Here is a 23,877-nt window from a genome sequence, read left to right as displayed (position 1 = left end):
TCACACTATGGCAACGGAAAAATTTGAAGTAGTACACGATGCGCCGATGCTGGTCGGCGAGTCCGCGATCTGGCATGAAGTCGAATCGGCGCTGTACTGGGTCGATATCGAGGGCTACACCGTCAACCGCCTGCACGCGGCGAGCGGCAAGTTCACCTCGTGGAAGATGGGGTCGAACCCGTCGGCGCTGGCGATCGACGACAACAACTTCCTGGTCGTGGCCACCCGTCACGGCCTGCTGCGCCTGAACACCACCGACGGTTCGGAAAAGCCGATCACCGACGCGCCCTATGATCCGTCCAAGGTGCGCTTCAACGACGGCCGGGTTGACCCTGCTGGCCGGTTCTGGATCGGCACCATGTACGAACCGCGCGACCAGCCGGCCGCCGAGATGTACGTGCTGGACAAGGATCAGTTGCGCCAGGCCTGGAGCGGCGGCATGACCAACTCGAACGGCCTGGCCTGGAGCCTGGACGGCCGCACGATGTACCACGCCGACACCACCACGCACCGCATCGACTGCTACGACTTCGACCCGGCCACCGGTGAGCAGAGCAACCGCCGCACCATCGTGACCTTCCCGAGCGACAAGTCGGCCGCAGACTACGGCGGCCGTCCGGACGGCGCCACGATGGATTCCGAGGGCATGTACTGGGTGGCGATGTTCGAAGGCGCGCGCATCTTGCGCATCGCGCCGAATGGCGAGATCGTGCGCGAGATTAAGCTGCCGGTGAAGTGCCCGACTTCGGTCGCCTTCGGCGGGCCGGATCTGCGCACGCTGTACATCACCAGCGCCAGCCATGGCAGGTCGAAGGAAGAACTGGAACAGTATCCGCTCAGCGGCAAGGTGCTGTGCCTCAAGATGGACGTGGCGGGACGCGAAGAGCCCGAATACCGCATTTGAATCTCAGCTGAATTTCGCTCCTCGCAAGACACTGGCGTGCAACCCGGCATTCATCCGGCGGTTGTGCGTCAGTAACCGGCAGCCAGATGTCCTGAACGTGCTTCGCTTTGCACCGCACACGTCTGCCCGGTGCCGCGGGCGCCTCGCTTGCCAGCACCATAAATGTCCGAGCAGCGATGTCGTAGGGCAGGTCGACTGTATCGAACATCTATTCTGACACCCCTACCAACATCGTCGCTTTCATACATCAGTCCGTAACTTTTCGTTACAACCACCCCTCAGCCTCGGTATAATTGCAAAAAATACATTGGGGCAAAACATGAAGGCCTTCGCCGCACTCATCCTTGTCGCAGCTCTTGTATCTGCATGTGGCGGTGAAAGCGATTCGTCTCCAGTGCCAATCAGTAATACTCTCGCAAAATCTGTGATGTCGGCGCAGCGCAGCGAAGTCACTGCATTACAGGAAAACACAGAACACTTCAGCGGGACCCGGAATGATTACACCGTATCGACTGTCAACGACATCACGACGGTAATCAGCAAGCAAACCGCACTCGGCGCGCCCTTGCCGAGCGGCACTCGACGGCTGAAATTCAGCGATGGAACGCTTGTTATCGACATCAATGGACCAGGCGGCGCTGTTTACAGGGTTTATCAAGCTGCTTTCGATCGCAAGCCTGATGATTCCGGCTACGCCTATTGGCTATCGGTCGCAGACGGCGGCACCCCAATAGAAACCATCGCTACCGGCTTTGTCGATTCGAATGAGTTCCGCAACCTGTATGGCGACAAGCCCAGCAATGAGGAGCTGCTGAACCGTTATTATCACAACGTGCTACATCGCGCACCAGATCCGGACGGGCATGCGTTCTGGTTACGCGCCCTGAATGCTGGCAGTATAACCCCAGCAGCGGTCCTGGCACAGTTCAGTGACAGCGCTGAAAACCGTGAACAGGTGCTACCCCATATTCGGAATGGCATATGGATACCAGGAGAGGGTAAGCTGAGTGCGCGACTTGGCAATGAGTCGTCATCGCTTGTCGTTGGCAAGGCAGAGCTACTGAAGATCAACGGGGTGTCTTCGGCAGGCGCAACTCTACAAATAGGTGACGTTCGGGTTCCAACCGTCATAGTGGATGGAATGCTCGTATTTGCAGTTCCCGAACTACCCGCCGGTGATACCACCATGAAAGTAACGGCACAAGGACAATCAACCTCCTTGCCAGTTACTATTGTGCAGACAGTGTTGCCACAACAGCCTGCAGCATTCATCAACAGTTTTGTGCAGGAACTGGACGACGAAATTGCTGCAGAACTACCTACTGCAACCGGCGAACGCCGGCTGTCGCTCGAACGAGTTCGCAGCGAACTGCAAAAGCAAAAAACAGCCATATCGACCATGTCTGCCACGGATCTGCACCGCGCTGCCCTGGCGATTGCGGCAAATCTTGGCACCACTGGAACTGCTGCAAGCATGTCTGCCAGGCGAGCTGCGATGTTCTCACTCTCCGAATGCCAGAAGTCCGTCATCCAGGCCCTGACGTTCGGATCGCCGACTTACCTGGCTATCGCAGCTTTCGGCGTTGGTACGGCCCATGGCAACCTGGTCGTGGTTGCTGCTTCCGCGGCAGTTTTCATAAAGACCAAAGACCGGACGATTGGACTGGCTTCAGAGGCATACACGACCTGCACGGAGCAGGCGTTTTCCAACCTGACATCCGATGCTCCAATAGCATCCACAATCTCTCTGTCATCAATGTCGGTCACCCGCGCCAGTGTCGATTCGTCGGCAACGCCCGACTTTTCGTTCACGGACAAGAAGGCACGCAGCTACTCCGTGATTGAACGGGAATCGATTCACCCGGCAGCCGAAACGTTACGTGAGCGCATGCAGGAAGCCGCTACGCTGCTTAGCACAGCGCGGGCAGTGGCTCAGCTGATTGGCATCGACTTGACACCGCATGTTGGGGCTTTCCATGACATGGCCCGCAAACGTACAGGCGCTCACACCGGCAAAACGTTGCCCGGCGAAGCAAGCAATTATCGACTAGGAACAATATCTGATAGCCGGATCGAAGGTAGTGCCACTGGCTCGGGAGACAAGCTCGTACTCAGCTTCCGATTTAAAGACGGAATGGCTTCAATCGATCCAGTTGGCTTTTCCTTTACGTTAATCAATAACGAAAATGGCGAGAGGGTTGCGAGCTATTCAGGATCGCTGAAACCGACACCGCCAGGGTATGTCGACGCCATTTTCGAATTAACGAGGACGACTTATAGTGTGACAAATACGGGGCCGCGACAGGCTTTAGTGTGCCCGACCCTTGACCCTGTAAATCGAATTTCGACTCAACGAATGAGGCTCACGTTCGATCCTCAAAACAGGCAAGGAACGGCATATTTTCCAGACCGCACAACGACAGTCGCCCTTACACCCAGCGGAGCAATTCAGGTTCCCGGGGTCCCGCAGACGCACATCGAGGGTGGCGAGGAGCACAGCGTACAATGGCTAATCATAGCTTTCATCGATCCTTATTCAGGACGTTTGAGGGGTACGCTCGGCTGGATTCTCGCAAAAAACAAGGTGGACGACCCTCTGACTATAATGTGTGAAAACAGTTGGACGTTTTGGGGAGATAAGGTTGCAGACGTCAATTGACAAGTCAATTCCCCACAGGCCCCGACGCGGCATCGTCTCGCCCCACCATCGGCCATGCCGGCGGCCCGCAGCCCTTTGAGCCGCCATCAGGATCGCCCTGTCGAATGAAGTTGGCCCGGCAGCATTGCAATGGCGGCCCGCCTGCCTGCGGCGTGAGCCAGCGCACCGAAGAAGTCCGCCTTCGCAGTTATATTGCACTGCAACATAACTGCGGAGACGGCGGTGGCAAAAACTACCTCGAGCACCCGCTTGCTGCGCGACCTGGCGCGTGCCGCCAAGTCGCAACGCAAGCTGGTCGCCAAGCTGTTCGATATCTATAGCGCCAAGCCGAGCGCGCGGGCCAATGCCAGGCCGCCCAAGCCGGCGCGGCCGAAAACGGCGCCGCCAGCGCAAGCGCGCCTGCCGGCCGCCTCGGGACAATGGCTCGAGGGGCATCATCTACTCCCCTACTGGCTGTATCTTCCGCGACGAACTCCCGAGCACCCCGCACCAGCCGGCTGGCCGCTGGTCGTCATGCTGCACGGCTGCCATCAAACCGCACCCGAATTCGCGCAAGGCACGCGCATGAACCGGCTGGCGCAGGTGAAGGGTTATGCGGTGCTGTACCCACAACAACCAGCGAGCGCACATGCGCAGCGTTGCTGGCGCTGGTTCGACCGCGCCGCCCAGGAAGGCCGCGGTGAGACCGGCGTGCTGGCAGCGCTCATCGACCACGTGTGCGCCGGGCACCGCATCGACCGCCGCCGCATCTATGCCTGCGGCTTGTCGGCCGGCGCCGGCATTGCCGCCGTGCTGGCCCTGAACCATCCCGAACTGATCGCCGCGATTGGCATGCATTCCGGTCCCGTATTCGGCGCCTGCAACACCCAGATCGGCGCCTTGCACGTCATGCACCGCGGCGCCGAGGCCCAGGCCGATGCGGCCATCCACACCCTGCTCGATCGCCACGCCATGGGGTCGCCGGGGACACCGGCCCGGCCGCTGCCGCCGATGCCGGCCCTGTTAATCCACGGCGAAGACGATCCGGTGGTCAATCACGTCAACCAGCAGCAGCTGGCGCGCCAGTGGCTGCGCCTGAATGGCATTCCGCTCGCCACTGCCAGCCGCGTCACCGTGAAACCGGCAGGACGCGGCGGCGCCAGCAATGCGCACGAGATCCACGATTTCACGCTGCGCCGCAAGCTCATCCTGCGCGTGGTGCGCATCGCGGGCCTGCGCCATGAATGGAGCGGCGGCGATCCGGCGCTCAGGTTCAATGCCAGGGCAAAGCCGGATGCCAGCCGCCTGATGCTCGATTTCTTTGGCAGGCACCGGCGCTGAAGGCGAGGCCTATCCCCGCCGCGCCATCTGCCCGAACACCCCGTCACGCCTCACCCATGCATGGAGCAGCGCTGCGCCAAGATGAGCGAGGATGGTAAAGAACAGCACGTAGGCCAGGACGCCATGCAGCGGGCGCAGGAAGCCATACATGACCGGGCTGTGCGGCAGGATCGGCGGCAGATGAATGCCGCCGAACAGCTCCACCGGATAGGCGCCGGCCGACAGCATGGCCCAGCCGATGATCGGCATCGCGAACATCAGCGCATACAGCAGCCAGTGCGAGGCCTTGGCCGCCCACACCTGGATGCGCGGCAGATCCGCCGGCAGCGGTGGCGGTGGATGGCGCAGGCGGTTCGCCAGGCGCACGATCGCCAGCAACAGGATCGCCAGCCCGAGCGGGCGATGCAGGTCGAGCAGCAGCTCGCGGTGACGCAGCGACACCACCATGGCGGCGCCGACGAACAGCATGGCAAGGATCGCGACAGCCATCGACCAGTGCAGCACGCGGGCCAACAGGTTGAAGTGGGGTTGACGGTTCATTTTGCGCTCCCGCTGCCGGACTTGGCCAGGCCCTGGCTGATTTCACGTTCACGACGGTTGAACGAGACCGAATAGACCGCCGACCGTGCGTGCAGCACCGGATCGGCGGTCGCCGCGATCCCCTTCGGCAGGATCAGCGGATCGAAGTTCAGGTCGAAGCAGGGTCCGCCGGCCTGCGCCTCGGCGCGCACCAGCGTCAGGGTCCCTACCTTGGTCTCAGGGCGGGTATCGGGCCAGGCTTTCGAAGGATCCTCGATCGGATCGCCGGGCGCGGCAAACTGCATCACCATATCCCATTGCAGCGGCCCGGCGGCCAGGCGCCGGTCGAGATCCTCGCCCAGGAAGTCACGGCTCGCACTCTTGAGCCGTTCCGGGTCGGCCGCCACGAAAGGCGCATGCGGCCGCATCGACCAGCGCACCGCGCGCTCCCTGCCCTGGGCGTCGATCAGGCGGAATGCGTTGACGCCGTTGAAGCGCGTGTTGGCCAGGCTGTCGGGCGTCTTCGCGTTCTTCGACCACGCCATGAATCTGGCGATCTCGGGATGGTTTGCCAGGACTGCCTTCATTTTTTCCGGGTCGGGCTTGCCGGTTGCCGGATCCGGCAGGCGCGCGACGTTCATCGCCTGGAAGCCTTCGGGGGTGGACGACGCGAAGAACGGGAAGCTGTTCATCGCCATGCGCCACTCCTGTCCATCATCCGTCTTGAGCTGCAGCGCCATGCCGCGCACGGCTGCCTTGTTGTCGGGCGCATGGGGATCGTTGCCGGGGTTGGAAAAGCGGCCCAGCACCGGCGTGGACGCCTGCGAGAACACGCGCGCCGTCGACAGTTGCGCCGCTGCTGGCGTCGGTGCGAAGGTGCCGGCGATGCAGATGCCCTTGCTGTGGGCGCGGCGGAAACCCGGCTGGGGCGAACCCGATGCTTCGGCCGTATTGGCCATGGCCTGCGGCGTGACGCCTTTGCCCCCGAACCAGCCGCCAACCCAGGCGAACAACAGCGCCAGGACTGCGACGATCAGGAAGATCGGCAGCAACAGGATAAGGGAACCGCGGCGCGGCGTGGGTCTGGTCATGGCGGACGGCTTTCTTCGGCTGATGGTGTCAGTACAGGCCGGCGAATTGTCGCATGAACATCGGGAACGGTTCGCCACGGATGGGCAAACCGGGACGCGCGGCCGAGAGGCCGCATCCCTCAGCTGGAACGCCCCATCATCCGTGCAGAGTCATACCCGATCCTTACCGCACCCCAGTGCTTCCCCTGGAACACGATCGGCATCGACAAGTCATTGATCACCTCCCCCGTATCGCGCAAATAAGTCTGCAACAGGAACGGCTCGCGATTCTTTGCCAGCCGGATCCCCACCGGATCGTCGAAGATCCGCTTGTTGCGGCAATACACGAGGTCATGCTCGCGCTGCCCGGTCGACGGCCGCGAGAACTTGGTGTTGTGGGTCGGCGCATAGCCCCGGTTGTCGACCGCCAGCGCATAGGCGGCGCCCGGCAGGTCGGTCAGCACGCGGTCGAACAGCTGCTGCAGGTCGCGCTCCACCGCGCGGTCGTACGAGGTCGTGAAACGAGGCGGGTCGGATTGCGGGATCGGCCGGTATTGCTGGTCGAAGATGTTCGCGCCGCCGGCCGCGTGCCTCTCAAGGCAGGCCCTCACCTCGTCGCGCAGCGCGGTGGTGGTGTCCACCAGCGCATCGAAGGCGGTGCCGCCGGTACGGAAGCCCGCCAGTACGCCCTGCAGTTCTTCGGTGGCCACCCGCACCTCGTCCACGCGGCGCGAGGCGTCCTGCATCGTGGTCTTGGCGCTGGAGGCATTCTGCGCCACCTCCTCCACCCTCGCATTGATCTGCTGGTTGACGCCGTCGAGCGACTGCATCGCCGCCGCCATCTGGTCGACGGTGGTGGTCATGCGCTCGAAGTCGGCGACGAAAGCGGTGAGGTGGCTGGCCGCGCTGCCGGCTTCGCGGGCCGACACGTTCACGCCGTCGAGGATGCCGGCGGTGGCGCCGGAGGTCGACGTCACCAGCTCGCGCATCGCGCCGCTGGCGGTCGCGATCTTGACCGCTTCGGCATTGACCACCTGCGACAAGCGCCGCACCTCGGAGGCGACCACCGCGAAGCCGCGCCCGGCCGGCCCGGCGCGCGCCGCCTCGATCGCGGCATTGATGGCCAGCAGATTGGTCTGGTTGGCCACGTTCTCGATGACGGTGCCGAATTCGCCGATCTCGCGCAGGTGGCCAACCAGCAGGGTCACCGTATTCGAGAATCCCTGCACCTGTTCCTCGATCAGCCTCATGCGCCGTTCGAGGCTGGCCAGTTCTTCCATCGATTCGCGCGCCGCCGCCAGGTTACGCTGGGCGGTGTCGGCGATGCGCACCGTGCCGGCATTGACGTCGGCCGACAGCTCGGCCACTTCGCGCGCGCTGGCCGCCAGCGCATCGGCCGCCCCGTGCTGGCGCGCCGCCTGGGCCTGGGCCTGGTCGACTTCCTTGCGCAGGCGCGCGGCATTGATCGCCGTGCGGATGCTGCCGTCGCGCGCCTTGACCACCAGCGTGCGCACGCTTCCGGTCACGCCATGTCCCGAACCCGGCGCCAGAGCGCGCGCCCTGCGGAGTAGTGCATTCATCCAAATGTTCATTTGTCCCCTCCGTTGCCATCCTTGTGGCGATGCGTATTGATTTGTGGAAACTATAAGCGCAATTACCCATGATGTCATTCACACCGTACAACTAACCCAGCTTTCGTCGCTTTCGCACCACCGATTCGGGATGAAAATCCTGAAACCGAATTCTTCTGACAAGATTCAATTAGATAAATCCATATCTTGAAAATTTTCGAGGAAATCCTTGTAGATATGTTATTTAACCTGAAAAAGAATATCTTCACTCATCGATATTCACTTCAATTGCGCGAAGAATGATCCATCCAAATTAATGACAATTATTAAATTTCTCCTTTTAAAACAAATACTTATGTTTTTATAACGAAGTTATTTGGCATATTCTGCGTATTTTCCATGAAATATCCCGACATTTTGAAATAAATTCCACGAAGACTGTTATGATGAATTGACCGATGCTCGCGATTTTCGCGGAAAACGACAATCAAGGACACAATGACCAATCATCGGCTAAGCGAATTCATTCACAGTGATATGGAACGCATTCTACAAACCTGGGAAGACTTCGCGCGGACCATCGAGCCCCCGGCCTTGACCATGGATGACGTCGAGCTTCGCGACCATGCCCGTCAAATGCTGCAGGCGATCGCCGACGACCTGGCCACGACGCAATCGGACGCCGAACGCACCGCCAAATCGCAAGGCCTGGGCAAGCGGGAACGTGCCGATACGGCTGCCGAAACGCATGCAGAGGCGCGCCTGCTGTCGGGCTATACCGTGGTACAACTGGTTTCCGAGTACCGGGCGCTGCGCTCGAGCGTACTCACCCTCTGGATCGCCGATGAGCGCAAGGAATATGCGACAGACGTGGCCGATATCACACGGTTCAACGAGGCGATCGACCAGGCGCTCGCGGAATCGGTCGCACGCTACGAGTCCATGGTGAAACGGTCTCAGAATATGTTCCTGGCCATCCTCGGTCACGACTTGAGAAACCCGCTGGGTACGGTCGTCACCGGGTCGCAACTCATCATGGCCGCGGTCGATATTCCTCCGAAGTACATCCTGGTAGCGACCCGCATGTACAACAGCGCCAAACGCATGAGCAAGCTGGTCAGTGACCTGATCGACTTCACGCGTACGCACCTCGGGCCGGGTATTCCGATTCACGTAAGACAGGGCGACCTGGTCCAGGTGTGCGAGGACGTCGCCAATGAATTGCGCACTTCGCAGCCGGAAATGCAGATCGACTTCCTCGCCCCGAACAGCATCGAGGCGATCTTCGACGGCGCGCGGATCGGGCAGATGCTGTCCAACCTGGCGGGTAACGCAATCCAGTATGGCAATGCCGACATGCCGATTACCATCAAACTGCAACGCAGCGACGATGATGTCGTTATCACCGTCAACAACCATGGCGACCCGATCGATGCCAATGAGCTGGCGCGCATCTTCGCCCCCCTGGTGCGCATTGCCGCCGAGTCCGGCACGGGCGAATGCACCAGTCTGGGCATCGGATTGTTCATTTCCCGCGAGATCGTTCACGCCCATGCCGGCCACATCGAGGTGAGCTCCAGCGCGCAGGAGGGCACCACGTTCACTGTCACCATGCCGCGCCTTCCCGCCGGCTTCTCCTCGCCTGCGACCGGGCGTAACCGGGCCGGCGAAAGAGCCGCGTGGTAGGCCCCGCGGCCGGCAAGGACGGCCGGCTGCCGCGCAAGGTCCTCGTGGTCGACGACGAGCCCGACCTCGTCGAGCTGGCACACGCCCTGCTGGGCTATCATGGCATGGACGTGTGCATTGCCCACAGCGGCGCCGAGGCACTGGAGATGCTTGCCGCCGATCCCACCATCGACGCCTTGTTTTCCGACGTCATGATGCCCGGGATGAACGGGCTGGAACTGGCTGACGCCACCTGTCTGCATCACCCGCACGTCCATATCGTTCTCACGTCGGGCTATACGGCGCCCGAACTCATCGTCCCACACGGCAGGCAATACGCGTACATCCCCAAACCGTACCGGATCGAGGATGTGATCGGGCGCCTGCGCCGCTAGGCCGTCGGCACTGCGATGGTGACGGCCAGGCCGGCGCCTCGGCGAGCTCTGCGCCCCGGGCACACTGGATATGGCACACTGGTCGCGCGGATGCGCCTGTAGTAGATTTACTTGATCGAGAATAAATTATGTAGTAAATTTACATCAGCTTCCGATTGTCCTGTTCCTACTGCAGACCTATTCCCTATGGCTATTTCCGATTTCGACCTCGTTTTCTTTGGCGGCAGCGGCGACCTTGCGATGCGCAAGCTGTTGCCCGCGATGTACTCGCGCGACGTCTGCAACGACCTGCCGGAGAGCAGCCGCATCATCTGCGTCGGCCGTGACGATGCAACGCAGGAGGAATTCCTGCGCATGGTCGAGAACAACTCGAAGCCGCACATCAAGGACACGGTCCACGAACCGAGCTGGACGCGCTTCCTGCAGCGCATCACCTACGTGGCGCTGAACGCGACCGACGTCTCGACCTACCAGAAGCTGATCGAGGCCCTGCGCGACGACCCGTCGCTCACCCGCGTCTATTACCTCGCCACGCCGCCGCAGCTGTTCGCCAAGATCTGCGACAACCTGGCCGCCACTGGCCTGGCCACGCCGAACTCGCGCGTGGTATTGGAGAAGCCGCTGGGCCGCGACCTGGCCTCGGCCAAGCAGATCAACCTCGACGTCGGCAAGGTGTTTGCCGAATCTCAGATCTACCGCATCGACCACTACCTGGGCAAGGAGACCGTGCAGAACCTGCTGGCGCTGCGCTTCGGGAACATCCTGTTCGAGCCGCTGTGGCGGCGCGAATGGATCTCGGACGTGCAGATCACGATCGCCGAAAAGATCGGCGTCGGCAACCGCCTGGGCTACTACGACAACTCCGGTGCGCTACGCGACATGCTGCAGAACCACCTGCTGCAGCTGCTGTGCATCGTGGCGATGGAACCGCCGACCTCGATCGCGCCGGACGCCGTGCGCGACGCCAAGCTGCAGGTGCTCCGGTCCCTAAAACGTTTTACTCCGACCACGCTGTCGCAGAACATCATCCGCGGCCAGTACCGCGCCGGCTACATCGACGGCCAGCAGGTGCCCGGCTACCGCGAGGAACCCGATGCGCCCAAGAGCTCGCGCACCGAGACCTTCGTCGCGATGAAGGCCGAGATCGACACCTGGCGCTGGGCCGGCGTGCCGTTCTACCTGCGCACCGGCAAGCGCATGGCCGACCGCCTGGCCGAGATCGTGGTGCGCTTCAAGCCGATCCCGCACTCGATCTTCAACCAGCCGACGTCGAGCTTCCAGCCCAACAGCCTGGTGATCCGCCTGCAGCCGGACGAAGGCCTGTCGATGAACCTGATGGCCAAGACCCCGGGCGATTCGATGCGCCTGAAGCAGGCCGAACTCGAACTCGATTTCCGCGAGCAGTTCAAGGCGCCGCGCATGGAGGCCTATGAGCGCCTGCTGCTCGACGTACTGCGCGGCCAGCTGACCCTGTTCATGCGCGGCGACGAGCTGGAAGCGGCGTGGGAATGGGTCGAGCCTATCCTCGAACACTGGGAACAGGACGACAGCGCGCCGGCGCCGTACACCTCCGGCACCTGGGGCCCGGCCGCCGCCAGCGCCCTGATCGGCCGCGACGGCCTGCAATGGCGCGAAGAATCGCTGCCGGAAGACTGACCGGCGCCCGAGACATATCATGCTGCTCGACTCGATCCGCACCCAGCTCGACACGCTCTCCAAATCGGAGCGCAAGGTCGCGCTCGCGGTGCTGGCCGCGCCTTCCGCGACCGTGAGCCAGAACATCACCGCCCTGGCGCGCAGCGCCAGCGTGTCGGAACCGACCGTGGTGCGCTTTTGCCGCACGCTCGGCTACGACGGCTGGCACGAGTTCAAGCTCAAGCTGGCGCAAGGCCTGGCGCTGGCGCTGCCCGGCGCCAGCGAGGCGCCGCACCAGGACGACCTGGCCTCGGACCTGATCAACAAGATCTGCAGCCGCTCGATCAACACCCTGCTCGACCTGCGCAACAACCTCAAGCCGGAACTCGTCCAGCAGGCGCTCGAGATCCTGGCGCGCGCCAACAAGATCGAGTTCTACGGCCAGGGCACATCCGGCTTCGTGGCCGCCGACGCCCAGCACAAGTTCTTCCGCTCGGGCGTGCCGACGGTGGCCTACACCGACCCGTCGATCCACTCGATCGCGGCGGCACTGCTGCGCGAAGGCGATGCGCTGGTGGCGATCTCGCAGCGCGGCAACAACCCGGCGCTGACCCGTTCGGCCAAGCTGGCCAAGGCCGGCGGCGCCGACGTGATCGTGCTGGCGCCGTCCGGCACGCCGCTGGCCGAGATGGCGACCCTGCTCATCCCGATCGACCTGGTGTTCGCGACCGATCCCTATACCCCGATCTCGGCGCGCCTGGCCTACCTGGTGGTGATCGACGTGCTGGCGGTGGGCCTGGCCCTGCGCCGCGGGCCGGAATTCCGAAAGAAGATGCAGAACGCGCAGAAGGCGCTGCAGGAATTCGACATGCAGTTCGATTCCTTCATCGGCTGATTCCACACGGCGTGAGAATGGGCGAGATTGTCGCCCATTGCATTCTTGTACACTCGGCGGGCCCGATTTCCGGGCGCCCTGCCGAGGATCTCGATGCCGCGTTCGACCATTGCCCTTCTTCTTTCCGCCATCCTGGCCCTGCCGGCCGGCGCCGACGAGCGCCAGGTGAATACGCTGGCCGAGGCCACATCGCCAGCCCAGGCCAGCTACGACTACGCGCAGACGGTGCGCAATGAAGTGCGCGCCAGTCTCAAGGAAAATCCGGACCGGCCCAGCCTCGAGCAGGCGGCCCAGCGCCTCGATCAGCTCGCCGCCTGGCTCGATACGCCACTGCCGCGCGAACTGGGCACGGGCTCCCGCCCCTTGTACTTTCGCGGCGTCGACGTGCAGCGCGACCTGGCCGCCATCCACGTCCGGCTCGGCAATACCGGCAAGGCGCTGGACGCGCTGGAAACCATGCAGCGCTACGCCTGGCTGGGCGAGGCCGGCGCCATGGTCCTCGGCGACGGGGCGTTCGCGCCGCTGCGCGGCGAACCGCGCTTCCAGGCCATCCTGCAGATCACCTCGACGCCGTCGCGCATGCTGAAGGACTTCGGCGCCGATTCGCCCTACCGTGAACGCTTGAGCGTCGAAGAGCGCATCGCAGGCCTGACGCAGTTTTGGTCCGACGCCAGGGAGTATTTCGTCCACTTCGACAACGCTCCGCAGCTCGACTGGAACAAGACCTATCTCGAGTTCCTGCCCAAGGTCATGGCGGCGGAGACCACCTTTGATTACTACCGCGTCCTGATGCAGCTGGCGCCGCTGCTGCGCGACGGCCACACCAATATCTTCGCGCCGCAAGAACTGCAAGAGCGCTTTTACGCGCGCCCGCCGATCGTGACCGAGCTGGTGGGCGACACCGTAATGGTGATCGCCGTAAACAGCACGGCGCTGGCGGGACGGCTGAAGGTCGGCGACGAGCTGGTCGCCGTCGACGGCGTGCCGGTCAAGCGCCATGCCGAAGAGAAGGTGGCGCCGTTCGTCAGCAGCTCGACGCCGCAGGATCACGCGCTGCGCACTTATTCCTACCAGCTGCTGTCGGGCGACGCGGCCGAGCCGGTGCGCCTGACCCTGCGCGACAGTGCCGGACGCCTGCGCGAAGAAAGCGTTGCGCGCGGCCCGCAAGACTTGAGCAAGTATGAAAAATTCGGATTCCGCATGCTCGCGGGCGACGTCGCCTATCTCTCGCTCGACCACTTCGACAGCGACGAGGGCGTCAAGGCATTCACGAAGGCCCTGCCGCAGATCATGCGCGCCAAGGGCCTGGTCATCGACGTGCGCAGGAACGGCGGCGGCTCGACTGCCCATGGCGAGCGCATACTCGAACACCTGACCCGGCAGGCTATCCCGCGCGCCATGAGCTTCATGCGCGGCGCCAGCATCGTGGCCGGCCACCAGGCGCGGCTGGTGGCCTGGGAACCGGTGGCGCGTTCCGCGCCTGCGCACAGCAGCGATGGCGATGTCTACGAAGGACCGGTGGCGGTGCTGACGGGCGCCGCGACCTTCTCGGCCGCCGAGGATTTCGTCCTTGCCTTCAATGCCCTGGAGCGTGGCGCCACGATCGGCGCCACGACCGGCGGCAGCACCGGCCAGCCGATGAACATCCGCCTGCCGGGCGGCGGCTGGGGACGCATCTGCATCAAACGCGACCTGCTGCCCGACGGCGGAACATTCGTCGGCCGCGGCCTGAAGCCGGACATCGAAGCCGGGCCGACCGTGCAGTCGATCCGCAAGGGCGGGGACCCGGTCCTGGAGCGGGCGCTGGCCCATCTAAAGGGCCTGCGCTGACGGCAAGAAACGCATTTGGTCTAGAATGGGCGGTTACTGACGATGGCCGATCGGTCCTGACTAGTTAAATGCCGACGTTTTACAAGCTACTCCTGTCGACCCTTGTTGCGGCCGTCGCCCTGACGATGTGCATGGCCAAGTCCGAACTGCGGCTGCCCGCGCCGATCGTGATGCGCGGCGTGAGCGATGTCGAGGGTGTCGAACTGCGCCGCATCGGCTTCGACCAGCCCGGCGCGGGCCCATTCCAGCCCCTGCTCGGCCTGGACGACCTGTTGTCGGCCAACTATCCGTTCGTGCTACATCTTGACAAGGTCTATCGCCGTTCCGGCCCCGGCAGCTTCGTCGTGCATCCCCGCGGCGACGTCCGCTCGCGCTACGTGGTCGAGGAACACGCGGATCGGTCCGACGACGGGCCCGACCGCATCACCAGCCTGTCCATCCGCGACCGCGATAGTGACGAACTGCTCGGCCGGAAGTATCTACGCGGCCGGGCTGGCGAAGATGCAACGGCGTTCGTGCGCAAGGTGCTGGGGACGGCGGCCCCGGCCGGCGGCCGGCTCGACGAGCAACCGTATGGCGCAGCGCCCGTGACGCACTCGCCGCTTCGGGCCGGCCGCATCGACCCTCCCGTCCAGGGCGGCGATGGCTGTCCGCCTTCCTACCGGATCGACACGGCGGCGTCGCCCCACCAGTTCGATGCCGGCGCGTGGTCGTTCCGCCCGCGGGGCGACGTCGACAGCTTTGCCTGTACCGGCAACTTCATCCTGGTGGCGTCGGGCGACGGCGCGCGCCTGCTGCTCGACCTGCTGGACCCGAGCGGCAAGCACCTGTTCCAGACCGGGGTGGCGATGCCGCTCGACGCGCGCGCCGACGCGACCGTGCTACGCCTGCGGGTGAACGGCGAGCGTCTGCAGACCGACGTGCATTATCGACCTGGCAAGCTCCCCGACGGCAAGCCGAGGCTGCGCGAGCGGTTCAGGCTGGTCATTTCGATGACGCCGCCTGACGCCGGAGCGCCTGCGGCTGCGGTGGCTGTAAAATAGCGGTTTTCGACCAGCATTTTCGCCTGCCATGCATATCAATCCCGAACGCAGCGACCGTCCCGACTATGACCTGCTGGTGCGTCAAGTGACCAGCGTCCTCGAGGGCGAACGCGACCTGACCGCCAATGCATCCCAGTTTTCGGCACTGGTCTACGACACCCTGTCCGACCTGAACTGGGCCGGTTTCTACTTCACGGTTCCCTCGAAAAAAAGCGAAGGCCAGGACCTGCTGGTCGGGCCGTTCCAGGGCAAGCCGGCCTGCGCCCGCATCCCCTTCGGCCGCGGCGTCTGCGGCACGACGGCCGTCGAGCGCAAGACCATCGTGGTGCCGGACGTGCATGCCTTCCCGGGCCACATCGCCTGCGATTCGGCGTCGGCCTCGGAAATCGTCATTCCGGTAATCAAGGATGACAAGCTGATTGGCGTGTTCGATATCGACAGCCCGAAGCCGGACCGTTTTTCGGAAGAAGACCGCGCTGGCCTCGAAGCCATGCTCGCGGCATTCATTGCCGCCACCGATTTCTAATTGCGCCACTCCATCCAGAGACCCACATGAACCAACTCGAACAACTCAAGCAGTACACCACCGTGGTCGCCGACACCGGCGACTTCCAGTCGATCAAGGCCTATGCCCCGCAGGATGCGACCACCAACCCGTCGCTGATCCTGAAGGCCGTGCAAAAGCCGGAATACCGTCCGCTGCTGGAAAAAGCGATCGCCGATGCACCGGGCGCCTCGGTCGAAGCGATCGTCGACAGCCTGCTGATCGCCTTCGGCGTCGAGATCCTGAAGTATGTGCCGGGCCGCGTCTCGACCGAGATCGATGCCGCGCTGTCATTCGACACCGAGGCCACCGTCGCCAAGGGCCGCGAGCTGATCGCCTTGTATGAAAAGAACGGCGTGTCGCGCGAGCGCGTACTGATCAAGATCGCCTCGACCTGGGAAGGCATCCGCGCCGCCGAGATCCTGGAGAAAGACGGCATCCACTGCAACCTGACCCTGCTGTTCTCGCTGTGCCAGGCCGTGGCTTGCGCCGAAGCCGGCGTCAAGCTGATCTCGCCGTTCGTCGGCCGCATCTACGACTGGTACAAGAAATCGACCGGCACCGACTACCAGGGCGCCGACGATCCGGGCGTGCAGTCGGTCAAGGGCATCTACCAGTACTACCGCAAGTTCGGCTACGACACCGAAGTGATGGGCGCGAGCTTCCGCAATACCTCGCAGATCCTGGAGCTGGCCGGTTGCGACCTCTTGACCATCTCGCCCGACCTGCTGCAGAAGCTGGCCGACAGCGACGCGCCGGTGGAGCGTAAGCTGATCAAGGACGACAGCGCTAATATCGAGAAGATCGCGATCGACGAAAAGACCTTCCGCTTCATGCTGAACGAAGACGCGATGGGCACCGAGAAGCTGGCCGAAGGCATCCGCGCCTTCGTCGCCGATTCGATCAAGCTCAAGCAGATGATCGAAGGCATGCGTTAATCGTCACAAACGCACCGCCCATACACGTCGTCCCCGCGCAGGCGGGACCCAAGTCATGCGCCGACCACTGGATTCAATATAGGTGGAGGTGCGAGAGAACTTGGGTCCCCGCCTTCGCGGGGAGTCTTTTTTGCCAGTGGCAAAAAAGACGTTTTTAGGCCAACGTAGAAGGTGGAATCTGCTGGACGAATGTCCGTCTCACCGCGCCTTCAACCCCGCCAGGAAAGTATCGATCACCTCCCCTCCCAGCGCCATCAGGTCGAACGATTCCAGGTCGAACAGCCAGTTGCGCAGCAGCCCGTCGAGCATCACCCACATGCAGGTCGCGGCGTTGTGCGGATCGACGCTGGCCGGCAGCTGGCCGTTGGCGCGCGCCTCGGCCAGTTGCGCTTCCATGCGCGCGCGCCACTCGGCCACCGCTTCGCGCTTGCGCACGCGGGCCGAGTCCACGTCTTCGGTGAACTCCGTCTTGAGGGTGGCGATCTCGAACACCCGGTGCGCCTTCTCGTCGTTGACCACGATGTGCAGCACCGCCATCAGCTCGTCGCGCAAGCGCTGCAGCGGGTCGGCCACCTGGCGCTCGCCCAGCTGCTGGATGGCGGTGTCCATCGGCATCGTGGCGCGGTCCATCATCGCGCTGAACAGCGCACCCTTGTCGACAAAATGCCAATAAATCGCGCCGCGTGTTACACCCGCGGCGGTCGCGATATGCTGTAATGTCGTTCGCGAAACACCCTGTTTAGCGAACAAGATTTCTGCTGCATCAAGAATGCTGTCGCGGGTCGCCGCTGCTTCTTCCTTCGTCCTGCGAACCATTTCTTTTGGGTAACCCTCAAATTAATAGGTGCTTAAAACATTTTACATACAGTCGTGATAGTATATAAAATTATTTGCAAAAGCCAGTGTTGATCTCTCATCCCATGCATATGTTGACCGGGGTGTGACATCGGCGCGAATTACTAACTAGAAGGATGCACACGTAATGCGCTCTGCCAACTCCTCATCCATGTCCCTCACCCGGGTCGCGGCGGCCACCATGGCTGCGGTGGTCCTGCTGTCCGCCTGCGGCAAGAAAGACGAATCGGCCAAGGCCGGCGCCCCCGCCGGCCAGCAGATGCCGGCGCCCGAAGTCGGCGTCGTCACCGCTGCCTTCCAGACCGTCGCGCTGCAGAGCGAATTGCCGGCGCGCGTGGAACCGATCCGCACCGCCCAGGTCCGTGCCCGCGTCGACGGCGTGGTGCTCAAGCGCTCTTTCACGGAGGGCAGCATCGTCAAGCAGGGTCAATCGCTGTTCACCATCGATCCGGCGCCTTACCAGGCCCAGCTCGCCGCAGCCCGCGCCGACGTCGCGCGCGCCCAAGCCAACCTGGTCGCGTCGCGCGCCATTGCCGAGCGCTACAAGCCGCTGGTTGAGGCCAACGCTGTCAGTAAACAGGAATTCGACAACGCCGTCGCCGCCCAAAAGCAGGGTGAAGCCGAAGTCGCTGCCGCCCAGGCCCAGTTGAAAGTTGCGCAGATCAATGTTGGTTACACCAATGTAAACGCCCCCATCTCGGGCCGTATCGGCCGTGCACTGGTGACCGAAGGCGCGCTGGTGTCGGCGACCCAGTCGACCGAGCTGGCGCTGATCCAGCAGACCGACAGCATGTACCTGAATATTACCCAGTCGGCGACCGAGCTGCAGCGCCTGAAGAAGCAAGGCGGTGGCGCCGACAACGTGCCGGTGACCGTGCTGCTGGAAGACGGCACCGAGCTGCCGACCCGCGGCCGCCTGCTGTTCTCGGACGTGACGGTCGACCAGGGCACCGGTCAGATCACGCTGCGCGCCACCGTGGACAACAAGAACAATGCCCTGCTGCCAGGCCAGTACGTGCGCGTGCGCGTGGCGCAGGCTTCGCTGCCGAACGGTATCCTGATTCCCCAGCAGGCAGTCACCCGCGGCGGCCAGAACGGCGACACCGTGACCGTCATCGGCGCCGACAACAAGCCGGTTCCGCGCCAGGTCAAGATCGCTTCGCAGCAGGACGCGAGCTGGGTCGTCACCAGCGGCCTGAAGGAAGGCGAAAAAGTGATGGTCGACGGCTTCCAGAAGCTGCAGATGATGCCACCGGGCACCGCGGTCAAGCCAGTGCAGTGGACGCCGGCAGGCGCCCAGCAGGCCCCGGCGCCGGCCCAGGCGGGCGCGAGCACACCGGCCGACAGTAGCCGATAAGAACAAGGAATAGGACTTTCCAATGGCACGTTTTTTTATTGACCGCCCGATTTTTGCATGGGTGATCGCGCTATTCATCATGGTGCTCGGTGGCGTTGCCATCAAGCAGCTGCCGATCGCGCAATACCCGACCGTCGCGCCACCCTCGATCGTCATCAACGTCGCCTATCCAGGCGCATCGGCGCAGACGCTTGAAGACTCCGTCATCTCGATCATCGAACGCGAGATGAACGGCGCCCAGGGCATGATTTACATGGAATCGACCAGCCAGGCCAATGGGACTGGCTCGATCACCGTCTCGTTCGAGACCGGCACCGACCCGAACCTGGCGCAAGTCGACGTCCAGAACCGCCTGTCACGCGCCACCCCGCGCCTGCCGCCGGCGGTCACGCAGCAAGGCGTGCGCGTAGACCAGGCGCGCTCGAACTTCCTGCTGTTTACGATCCTGTCGTCGGATGACCCGAATATCACCAGTATCGAGCTGGGCGACTACGCCTCGCGCAACGTGCTGCCGGAAATCCAGCGCATCACCGGCGTTGGCCAGGCCCAGCTGTTCGGCACCGAGAAGGCCATGCGCATCTGGATCGACCCGACCAAGCTGGTCGGCCTGAACCTGTCGCCGGCCGACGTCACCGCCGCGATCTCGCAGCAGAACGCCCAGGTTGCCTCGGGCACCATCGGCGACCTGCCGGTCGCCAAGGGCCAGCAGATCAGCGCCACCGTGGTCGTCACCGGCCAGCTGTCGAACGTCGAACAGTTCGGCAACATCGTGCTGCGCGCGAATCCGGACGGCTCGACCGTGCGCTTGAAGGACGTAGCGCGCATCGAACTCGGCGGCCAGGCCTATGCCACCACGGCGCGCCTGAACGGCAATCCGTCGGCCGGCATCGGCGTGCAGCTGGCGCCGTCGGGCAACGCCCTGCAGACCGCCGAGCTGATCAAGGAGCGCATGGCGGAACTGCAGAAGTTCTTCCCGAAAGGCATGAAGTACTCGATTCCTTACGACTCGACCACCTTCATCGATATCTCGATCGAACAAGTGGTGCACACCCTGATCGAAGCGATTGTGCTGGTGTTCCTGGTGATGTACCTGTTCCTGCAGAACATCCGCTACACCCTGATCCCGACCATAGTGGTGCCGATTGCACTGCTGGGCTCGTTCGCCTGCCTGCTGGCGCTGGGCTTCTCGATCAACGTGCTGACCATGTTCGGCATGGTGCTGGTGATCGGTATCGTGGTCGACGATGCCATCATCGTGGTGGAGAACGTCGAGCGCATCATGAGCGAGGAAGGCTTGCCGCCGCTGGAAGCGACCCGCAAGGCGATGGGCCAGATCTCGGGCGCCATCATCGGCGTGACCGTGGTGCTGATCGCCGTGTTCGTGCCGCTGGCCTTCTTCGCCGGCGCGGTCGGCAACATCTACCGCCAGTTCTCGGTGGTGATGGTGACCTCGATCGGCTTCTCCGCCTTCCTGGCGCTGACCCTGACCCCGGCGCTGTGCGCCCACCTGCTCAAGCCCATCGAAGCCGGCCACAACCACGAAAAGAAGGGTTTCTTCGGCTGGTTCAACCGCAAGTTCACCACTGGCGCCAAGAAATATGAGGGCTTCGTCGGCGCCATCCTCAAGCGCGCCGGACGCTGGATGGTGGTGTTCGCGGTGCTGGTGGCCGTGGTCGCCCTGATGTTTACCCGCATGCCAAACGCCTTCCTGCCGAACGAAGACCAGGGTTACGTGATCGCCAACATCCAGCTGCCGCCGGGCGCCACTGCCGAGCGTACCGGCACCGTGCTGCGTTCGCTGGAAGAGTTCGTGATGAAGCAGCCCGAGACCGCCAACATCGTGGCCGTGACCGGCTTCTCGTTCTCGGGCCAGGGCCAGAACATGGGCCTGGCGTTCATCCCGATGAAGCCATGGGACGACCGCAAGGGCGACGGCCAGGACGCGCAATCGTTCGCCGGCCGCATTACCGGCCACATGGGCGCGGTGCGCGACTCCTTCATCTTCGTGGTGAGCCCGCCGCCGATCCCCGAACTGGGCACCGGCACCGGCTTCTCGTTCCGCCTGCAGGATCGTGGCGGCAACGGCCACGCGGCCCTGCTGGCAGCGCGCAACCAGATGCTGGGCATGGCGTCGCAGAGCAAGATCCTGACCGGCATGCGTCCGGAAGGGCTGGAAGACGCGCCGCAGCTCAAGCTGAACATCGACCGGGACAAGGCGCAAGCCCTGGGCGTGACTTTCGGCGCGATCAATGCGGCACTGTCGACCTCGCTGGGCTCGTCGTATGTGAACGACTTCCCGAACGCCGGCCGCCTGCAGCGCGTGATCGTGCAGGCCGATGCGCCACAGCGCATGCAGCCGGACGACCTGCTGCGCATCAATGCCCTGAATGCCCAGGGCGAACCGGTGCCGCTGTCGTCGTTCGCTAGCACCGAATGGACCACCGGCCCGATGCAGACCAACCGCTACAACGGCTATCCGGCGATGAAGCTCACCGGCGAACCTGCGCCGGGCTACTCGAGCGGCGACGCGCTGGACGAGATGGCGCGCCTGGCGGGCCAGCTGCCGGCCGGCTTTACCTTCGAATGGACCGGCCAGTCGCGCGAAGAGATCCTGTCCGGCTCGACCGCGGGCATCCTGATCGCCTTCTCGCTGCTGGCGGTGTTCCTGGCCCTGGCCGCGCTGTATGAAAGCTGGACCATCCCGGTGTCCGTGATGCTGGTGGTGCCGCTGGGCGTGCTCGGCTCGCTGATCGCGGCCAATATGCGCGGCTTGCCGAACGATGTCTACTTCAAGGTGGGCCTGATTACCATCATCGGCCTGGCGGCGAAGAATGCGATTCTGATCGTCGAATTCGCCAAGGACCTGCAGGCCGAGGGCAAGTCGCCGTACGAAGCGGCGCTGGAAGCGGCCCACCTGCGCTTCCGTCCGATCATCATGACCTCGCTGGCCTTCATCCTCGGCGTGCTGCCGCTGGTGATCGCGGGCGGCGCCGGCTCGGCATCGCAGCGCGCCATCGGTACCGGCGTGATGGGCGGCATGATTGCCGCGACCGTGCTGGGCGTGATCTTCGTGCCGGTCTTCTTCGTGGTGATCCGCACGCTCTTCAAGGGCAGCGAGCGCCAGAGTAAGATGTACGCGACTCAACACCAGAAGCACGTAGAAGAAGGAAGCAAACCATGATCAAGCACATCAAACTCGTGACGCCGCTGGCGCTGGCGATGACGCTGGCCGGCTGCATCTCGCTGGCGCCGGACTATGAGCGTCCGGCGGCCCCGGTGGCTGCCGCCTTCCCGGAAACCCCGAAGGCAGCCAGCGAGTCGACTAGCCCGGTGCTGGCCGCGGCGCCAAGCACGGTCGCCTGGCAGTCGTTCTTTGCCGATGCGCGCCTGCGCTCGCTGATCGACGCGGCCCTGGTGAACAACCGTGACCTGCGCGTGGCGATCGCCAATATCGAGCAGGCGCGCTCGCAATACCGCATCACTCGCGCCGACCGCCTGCCGACCGTGGGCCTGGGCGTGAGCGGCAACCGCGCCACCGTGGGCGAAGACGAACCGATCAACAGCACCTACCAGGCCGGCCTGCAGGTGTCGTCCTTCGAGCTCGATCTGTTCGGCCGCGTGCGCAACCTGTCCGACTCGGCGCTGGCGCAATACCTGGCCACCGAAGAGGCGCGCAAGGCCACGCAGATCAGCCTGATCTCGTCGGTGGCCAGCGCCTGGCTGCAACTGCTGGCCGACGAAGAGCTGCTGCGCATCACGCAAGACACGCTCAACACCCGCCTCGAATCGGACAAGCTGTTCCAGCTGCGCTTCGAGAACGGCGTGGCCTCGCGCCTGGAACTGCAGCAATCGCGTTCGCTGGTCGAGACGGCGCGCGCCACCCTGGCCCAGCAGCAGCGCCTGCGGGCCCAGGACATCAATTTGCTGACCCTGCTGGTCGGCGGCCCGCTGCCGGCCGACGTCAGCGCCGGCGCCACCCTGGCCAAGACCGAGCTGCCGGACATCCCGGCCGGCCTGCCGTCGGACCTGCTGGCCAACCGTCCGGACATCCGTTCGGCCGAGCAGCAGCTGATCGCGGCCAACGCCAACATCGGCGCGGCGCGCGCGAACTTCTTCCCGCGCATCACGCTGACCGGCTCCGCCGGCAGCGCCAGCACCGAGCTGTCGGGCCTGTTCGACAGCGGCACCTGGGGCTGGACCTTCGCGCCGCAGGCGATCCTGCCGATCTTCGACTATGGCCGCAACAGCGCTACCCTGGGCAGCGCCCGGGCCCAGCGCGACATCGCGGTGGCGCAGTACGAGCAGTCGATCCAGACCGCGTTCCGCGAAGTGGCGGACGCGCTGGCCGGCCAGGCGACCTTCAGCGAACAGCTGCGCGCGCAATCCGCGGTGACCGAGGCCGAAGCCGACCGCTTCAACCTGTCCGACCTGCGCTACCGGAGCGGCGCGGCCAGCCAGCTCGACCTGCTGGATGCACAGCGTTCGCTGTTCCAGTCGCAGCAGTTGTCGGTGCAGGCGAATTTGCTGAGGTTGCAGAATCAGGTGGTGTTGTATCGCGTGCTCGGTGGCGGGTGGACCGAACCTGCGGCGCCGGCTGAAGGTGGGGCGCCGGTGGCGGCGCGCTAAGCCGCTGAAAATGCTGTTATACGGACCGGGCCCATGTGGCCCGGTTTTTTT

The 23,877-nt window shown here is 63.7% G+C and carries 18 protein-coding genes and 1 pseudogene; 14 read left to right on the top strand and 5 right to left on the bottom strand.

Annotation, left to right across the window (positions count from 1 at the left end; translation table 11 throughout):
* Window positions 1–7: 7 nt before the first annotated feature.
* From FVD38_RS08680 to FVD38_RS08670, 3 genes are all read left to right on the top strand, one after another.
* On the top strand, window positions 8–904 hold the full coding sequence (locus tag FVD38_RS08680; protein ID WP_229493526.1) for an SMP-30/gluconolactonase/LRE family protein: 897 nt from the start codon (window positions 8–10) through the stop codon (window positions 902–904).
* A gap of 319 nt (window positions 905–1,223) precedes the next feature.
* Window positions 1,224–3,563, top strand: coding sequence for a DUF4214 domain-containing protein (locus FVD38_RS08675; protein WP_147934443.1), 2,340 nt, complete (start codon window positions 1,224–1,226; stop codon window positions 3,561–3,563).
* A gap of 222 nt (window positions 3,564–3,785) precedes the next feature.
* The gene (locus FVD38_RS08670; RefSeq protein WP_147934442.1) at window positions 3,786–4,883 is read left to right on the top strand and encodes an extracellular catalytic domain type 1 short-chain-length polyhydroxyalkanoate depolymerase; all 1,098 of its coding nucleotides are present in this window, start codon (window positions 3,786–3,788) and stop codon (window positions 4,881–4,883) included.
* 9 nt (window positions 4,884–4,892) lie between these two features.
* On the opposite strand, the gene FVD38_RS08665 is transcribed toward FVD38_RS08670, so the two are convergent.
* From FVD38_RS08665 to FVD38_RS08655, 3 genes are all read right to left on the bottom strand, one after another.
* Entirely contained in the window at window positions 4,893–5,423 is a 531-nt protein-coding gene (locus FVD38_RS08665) for a cytochrome b (protein ID WP_147934441.1), read from the bottom strand.
* Window positions 5,420–6,493, bottom strand: coding sequence for a catalase family peroxidase (locus FVD38_RS08660; RefSeq protein ID WP_147934440.1), 1,074 nt, complete (start codon window positions 6,491–6,493; stop codon window positions 5,420–5,422). Before FVD38_RS08660 ends, FVD38_RS08665 begins: the two co-directional genes overlap by 4 nt.
* Before the next feature lie 119 nt (window positions 6,494–6,612).
* Window positions 6,613–8,052, bottom strand: coding sequence for a methyl-accepting chemotaxis protein (locus FVD38_RS08655; RefSeq protein ID WP_229493524.1), 1,440 nt, complete (start codon window positions 8,050–8,052; stop codon window positions 6,613–6,615).
* Window positions 8,053–8,541: 489 nt separating this feature from the next.
* Between FVD38_RS08655 and FVD38_RS08650 the strand changes: the two genes are divergently transcribed.
* From FVD38_RS08650 to tal, 8 genes are all read left to right on the top strand, one after another.
* The gene (locus FVD38_RS08650; RefSeq protein ID WP_147934438.1) at window positions 8,542–9,729 is read left to right on the top strand and encodes a sensor histidine kinase; all 1,188 of its coding nucleotides are present in this window, start codon (window positions 8,542–8,544) and stop codon (window positions 9,727–9,729) included.
* Window positions 9,723–10,103, top strand: a complete 381-nt coding sequence (locus FVD38_RS08645) for a response regulator (protein ID WP_147934437.1) — start codon at window positions 9,723–9,725, stop codon at window positions 10,101–10,103. Before FVD38_RS08650 ends, FVD38_RS08645 begins: the two co-directional genes overlap by 7 nt.
* Before the next feature lie 186 nt (window positions 10,104–10,289).
* Window positions 10,290–11,759 (top strand): glucose-6-phosphate dehydrogenase, encoded by a 1,470-nt coding sequence (gene zwf / locus FVD38_RS08640; RefSeq protein ID WP_147934436.1) that lies wholly within the window; start codon window positions 10,290–10,292, stop codon window positions 11,757–11,759.
* Window positions 11,760–11,778: 19 nt separating this feature from the next.
* On the top strand, window positions 11,779–12,633 hold the full coding sequence (locus FVD38_RS08635; protein WP_123067741.1) for an SIS domain-containing protein: 855 nt from the start codon (window positions 11,779–11,781) through the stop codon (window positions 12,631–12,633).
* Between the two features lie 93 nt (window positions 12,634–12,726).
* The gene (locus FVD38_RS08630; protein WP_147934435.1) at window positions 12,727–14,463 is read left to right on the top strand and encodes a S41 family peptidase; all 1,737 of its coding nucleotides are present in this window, start codon (window positions 12,727–12,729) and stop codon (window positions 14,461–14,463) included.
* Window positions 14,464–14,531: 68 nt separating this feature from the next.
* Window positions 14,532–15,506 carry a hypothetical protein gene (locus FVD38_RS08625; RefSeq protein ID WP_147934434.1) on the top strand — a complete coding sequence of 325 codons (975 nt, stop codon included), beginning with the start codon at window positions 14,532–14,534 and terminating at the stop codon, window positions 15,504–15,506.
* A gap of 28 nt (window positions 15,507–15,534) precedes the next feature.
* Window positions 15,535–16,032, top strand: coding sequence for a free L-methionine (R)-S-oxide reductase MsrC (gene msrC, locus FVD38_RS08620; protein ID WP_123067738.1), 498 nt, complete (start codon window positions 15,535–15,537; stop codon window positions 16,030–16,032).
* A 26-nt stretch (window positions 16,033–16,058) separates the two neighbouring features.
* Window positions 16,059–16,988, top strand: a complete 930-nt coding sequence (gene tal, locus FVD38_RS08615; protein ID WP_147934433.1) for a transaldolase — start codon at window positions 16,059–16,061, stop codon at window positions 16,986–16,988.
* Window positions 16,989–17,186: 198 nt separating this feature from the next.
* On the opposite strand, the gene FVD38_RS08610 is transcribed toward tal, so the two are convergent.
* Window positions 17,187–17,597: a TetR family transcriptional regulator C-terminal domain-containing protein gene (locus FVD38_RS08610; RefSeq protein WP_229493535.1), complete on the bottom strand. Its 411-nt coding sequence runs from the start codon at window positions 17,595–17,597 to the stop codon at window positions 17,187–17,189.
* Between the two features lie 33 nt (window positions 17,598–17,630).
* Window positions 17,631–17,804 (bottom strand): annotated as a pseudogene (locus FVD38_RS26815) (TetR family transcriptional regulator); the annotation flags it as partial.
* Between the two features lie 166 nt (window positions 17,805–17,970).
* On the opposite strand from FVD38_RS26815, the gene FVD38_RS08605 reads away from it, so the two are divergent.
* Genes FVD38_RS08605 through FVD38_RS08595 form a run of 3 tightly spaced genes read left to right on the top strand, consistent with a single transcriptional unit; the run spans window position 17,971 to window position 23,826 of the window.
* Entirely contained in the window at window positions 17,971–19,200 is a 1,230-nt protein-coding gene (locus tag FVD38_RS08605; RefSeq protein ID WP_147934431.1) for an efflux RND transporter periplasmic adaptor subunit, read from the top strand.
* A 22-nt stretch (window positions 19,201–19,222) separates the two neighbouring features.
* Entirely contained in the window at window positions 19,223–22,381 is a 3,159-nt protein-coding gene (locus FVD38_RS08600; RefSeq protein WP_147934430.1) for an efflux RND transporter permease subunit, read from the top strand.
* Window positions 22,378–23,826 (top strand): efflux transporter outer membrane subunit, encoded by a 1,449-nt coding sequence (locus tag FVD38_RS08595; protein ID WP_147934429.1) that lies wholly within the window; start codon window positions 22,378–22,380, stop codon window positions 23,824–23,826. The genes FVD38_RS08600 and FVD38_RS08595 overlap by 4 nt, the downstream gene beginning before the upstream one ends.
* Window positions 23,827–23,877 lie beyond the last annotated feature (51 nt).

Source organism: Massilia arenae, assembly GCF_008014745.1.
In the GTDB taxonomy this organism is placed as follows: domain Bacteria; phylum Pseudomonadota; class Gammaproteobacteria; order Burkholderiales; family Burkholderiaceae_D; genus Telluria; species Telluria arenae.
This window is presented reverse-complemented; position numbering and strand designations above follow the sequence as displayed.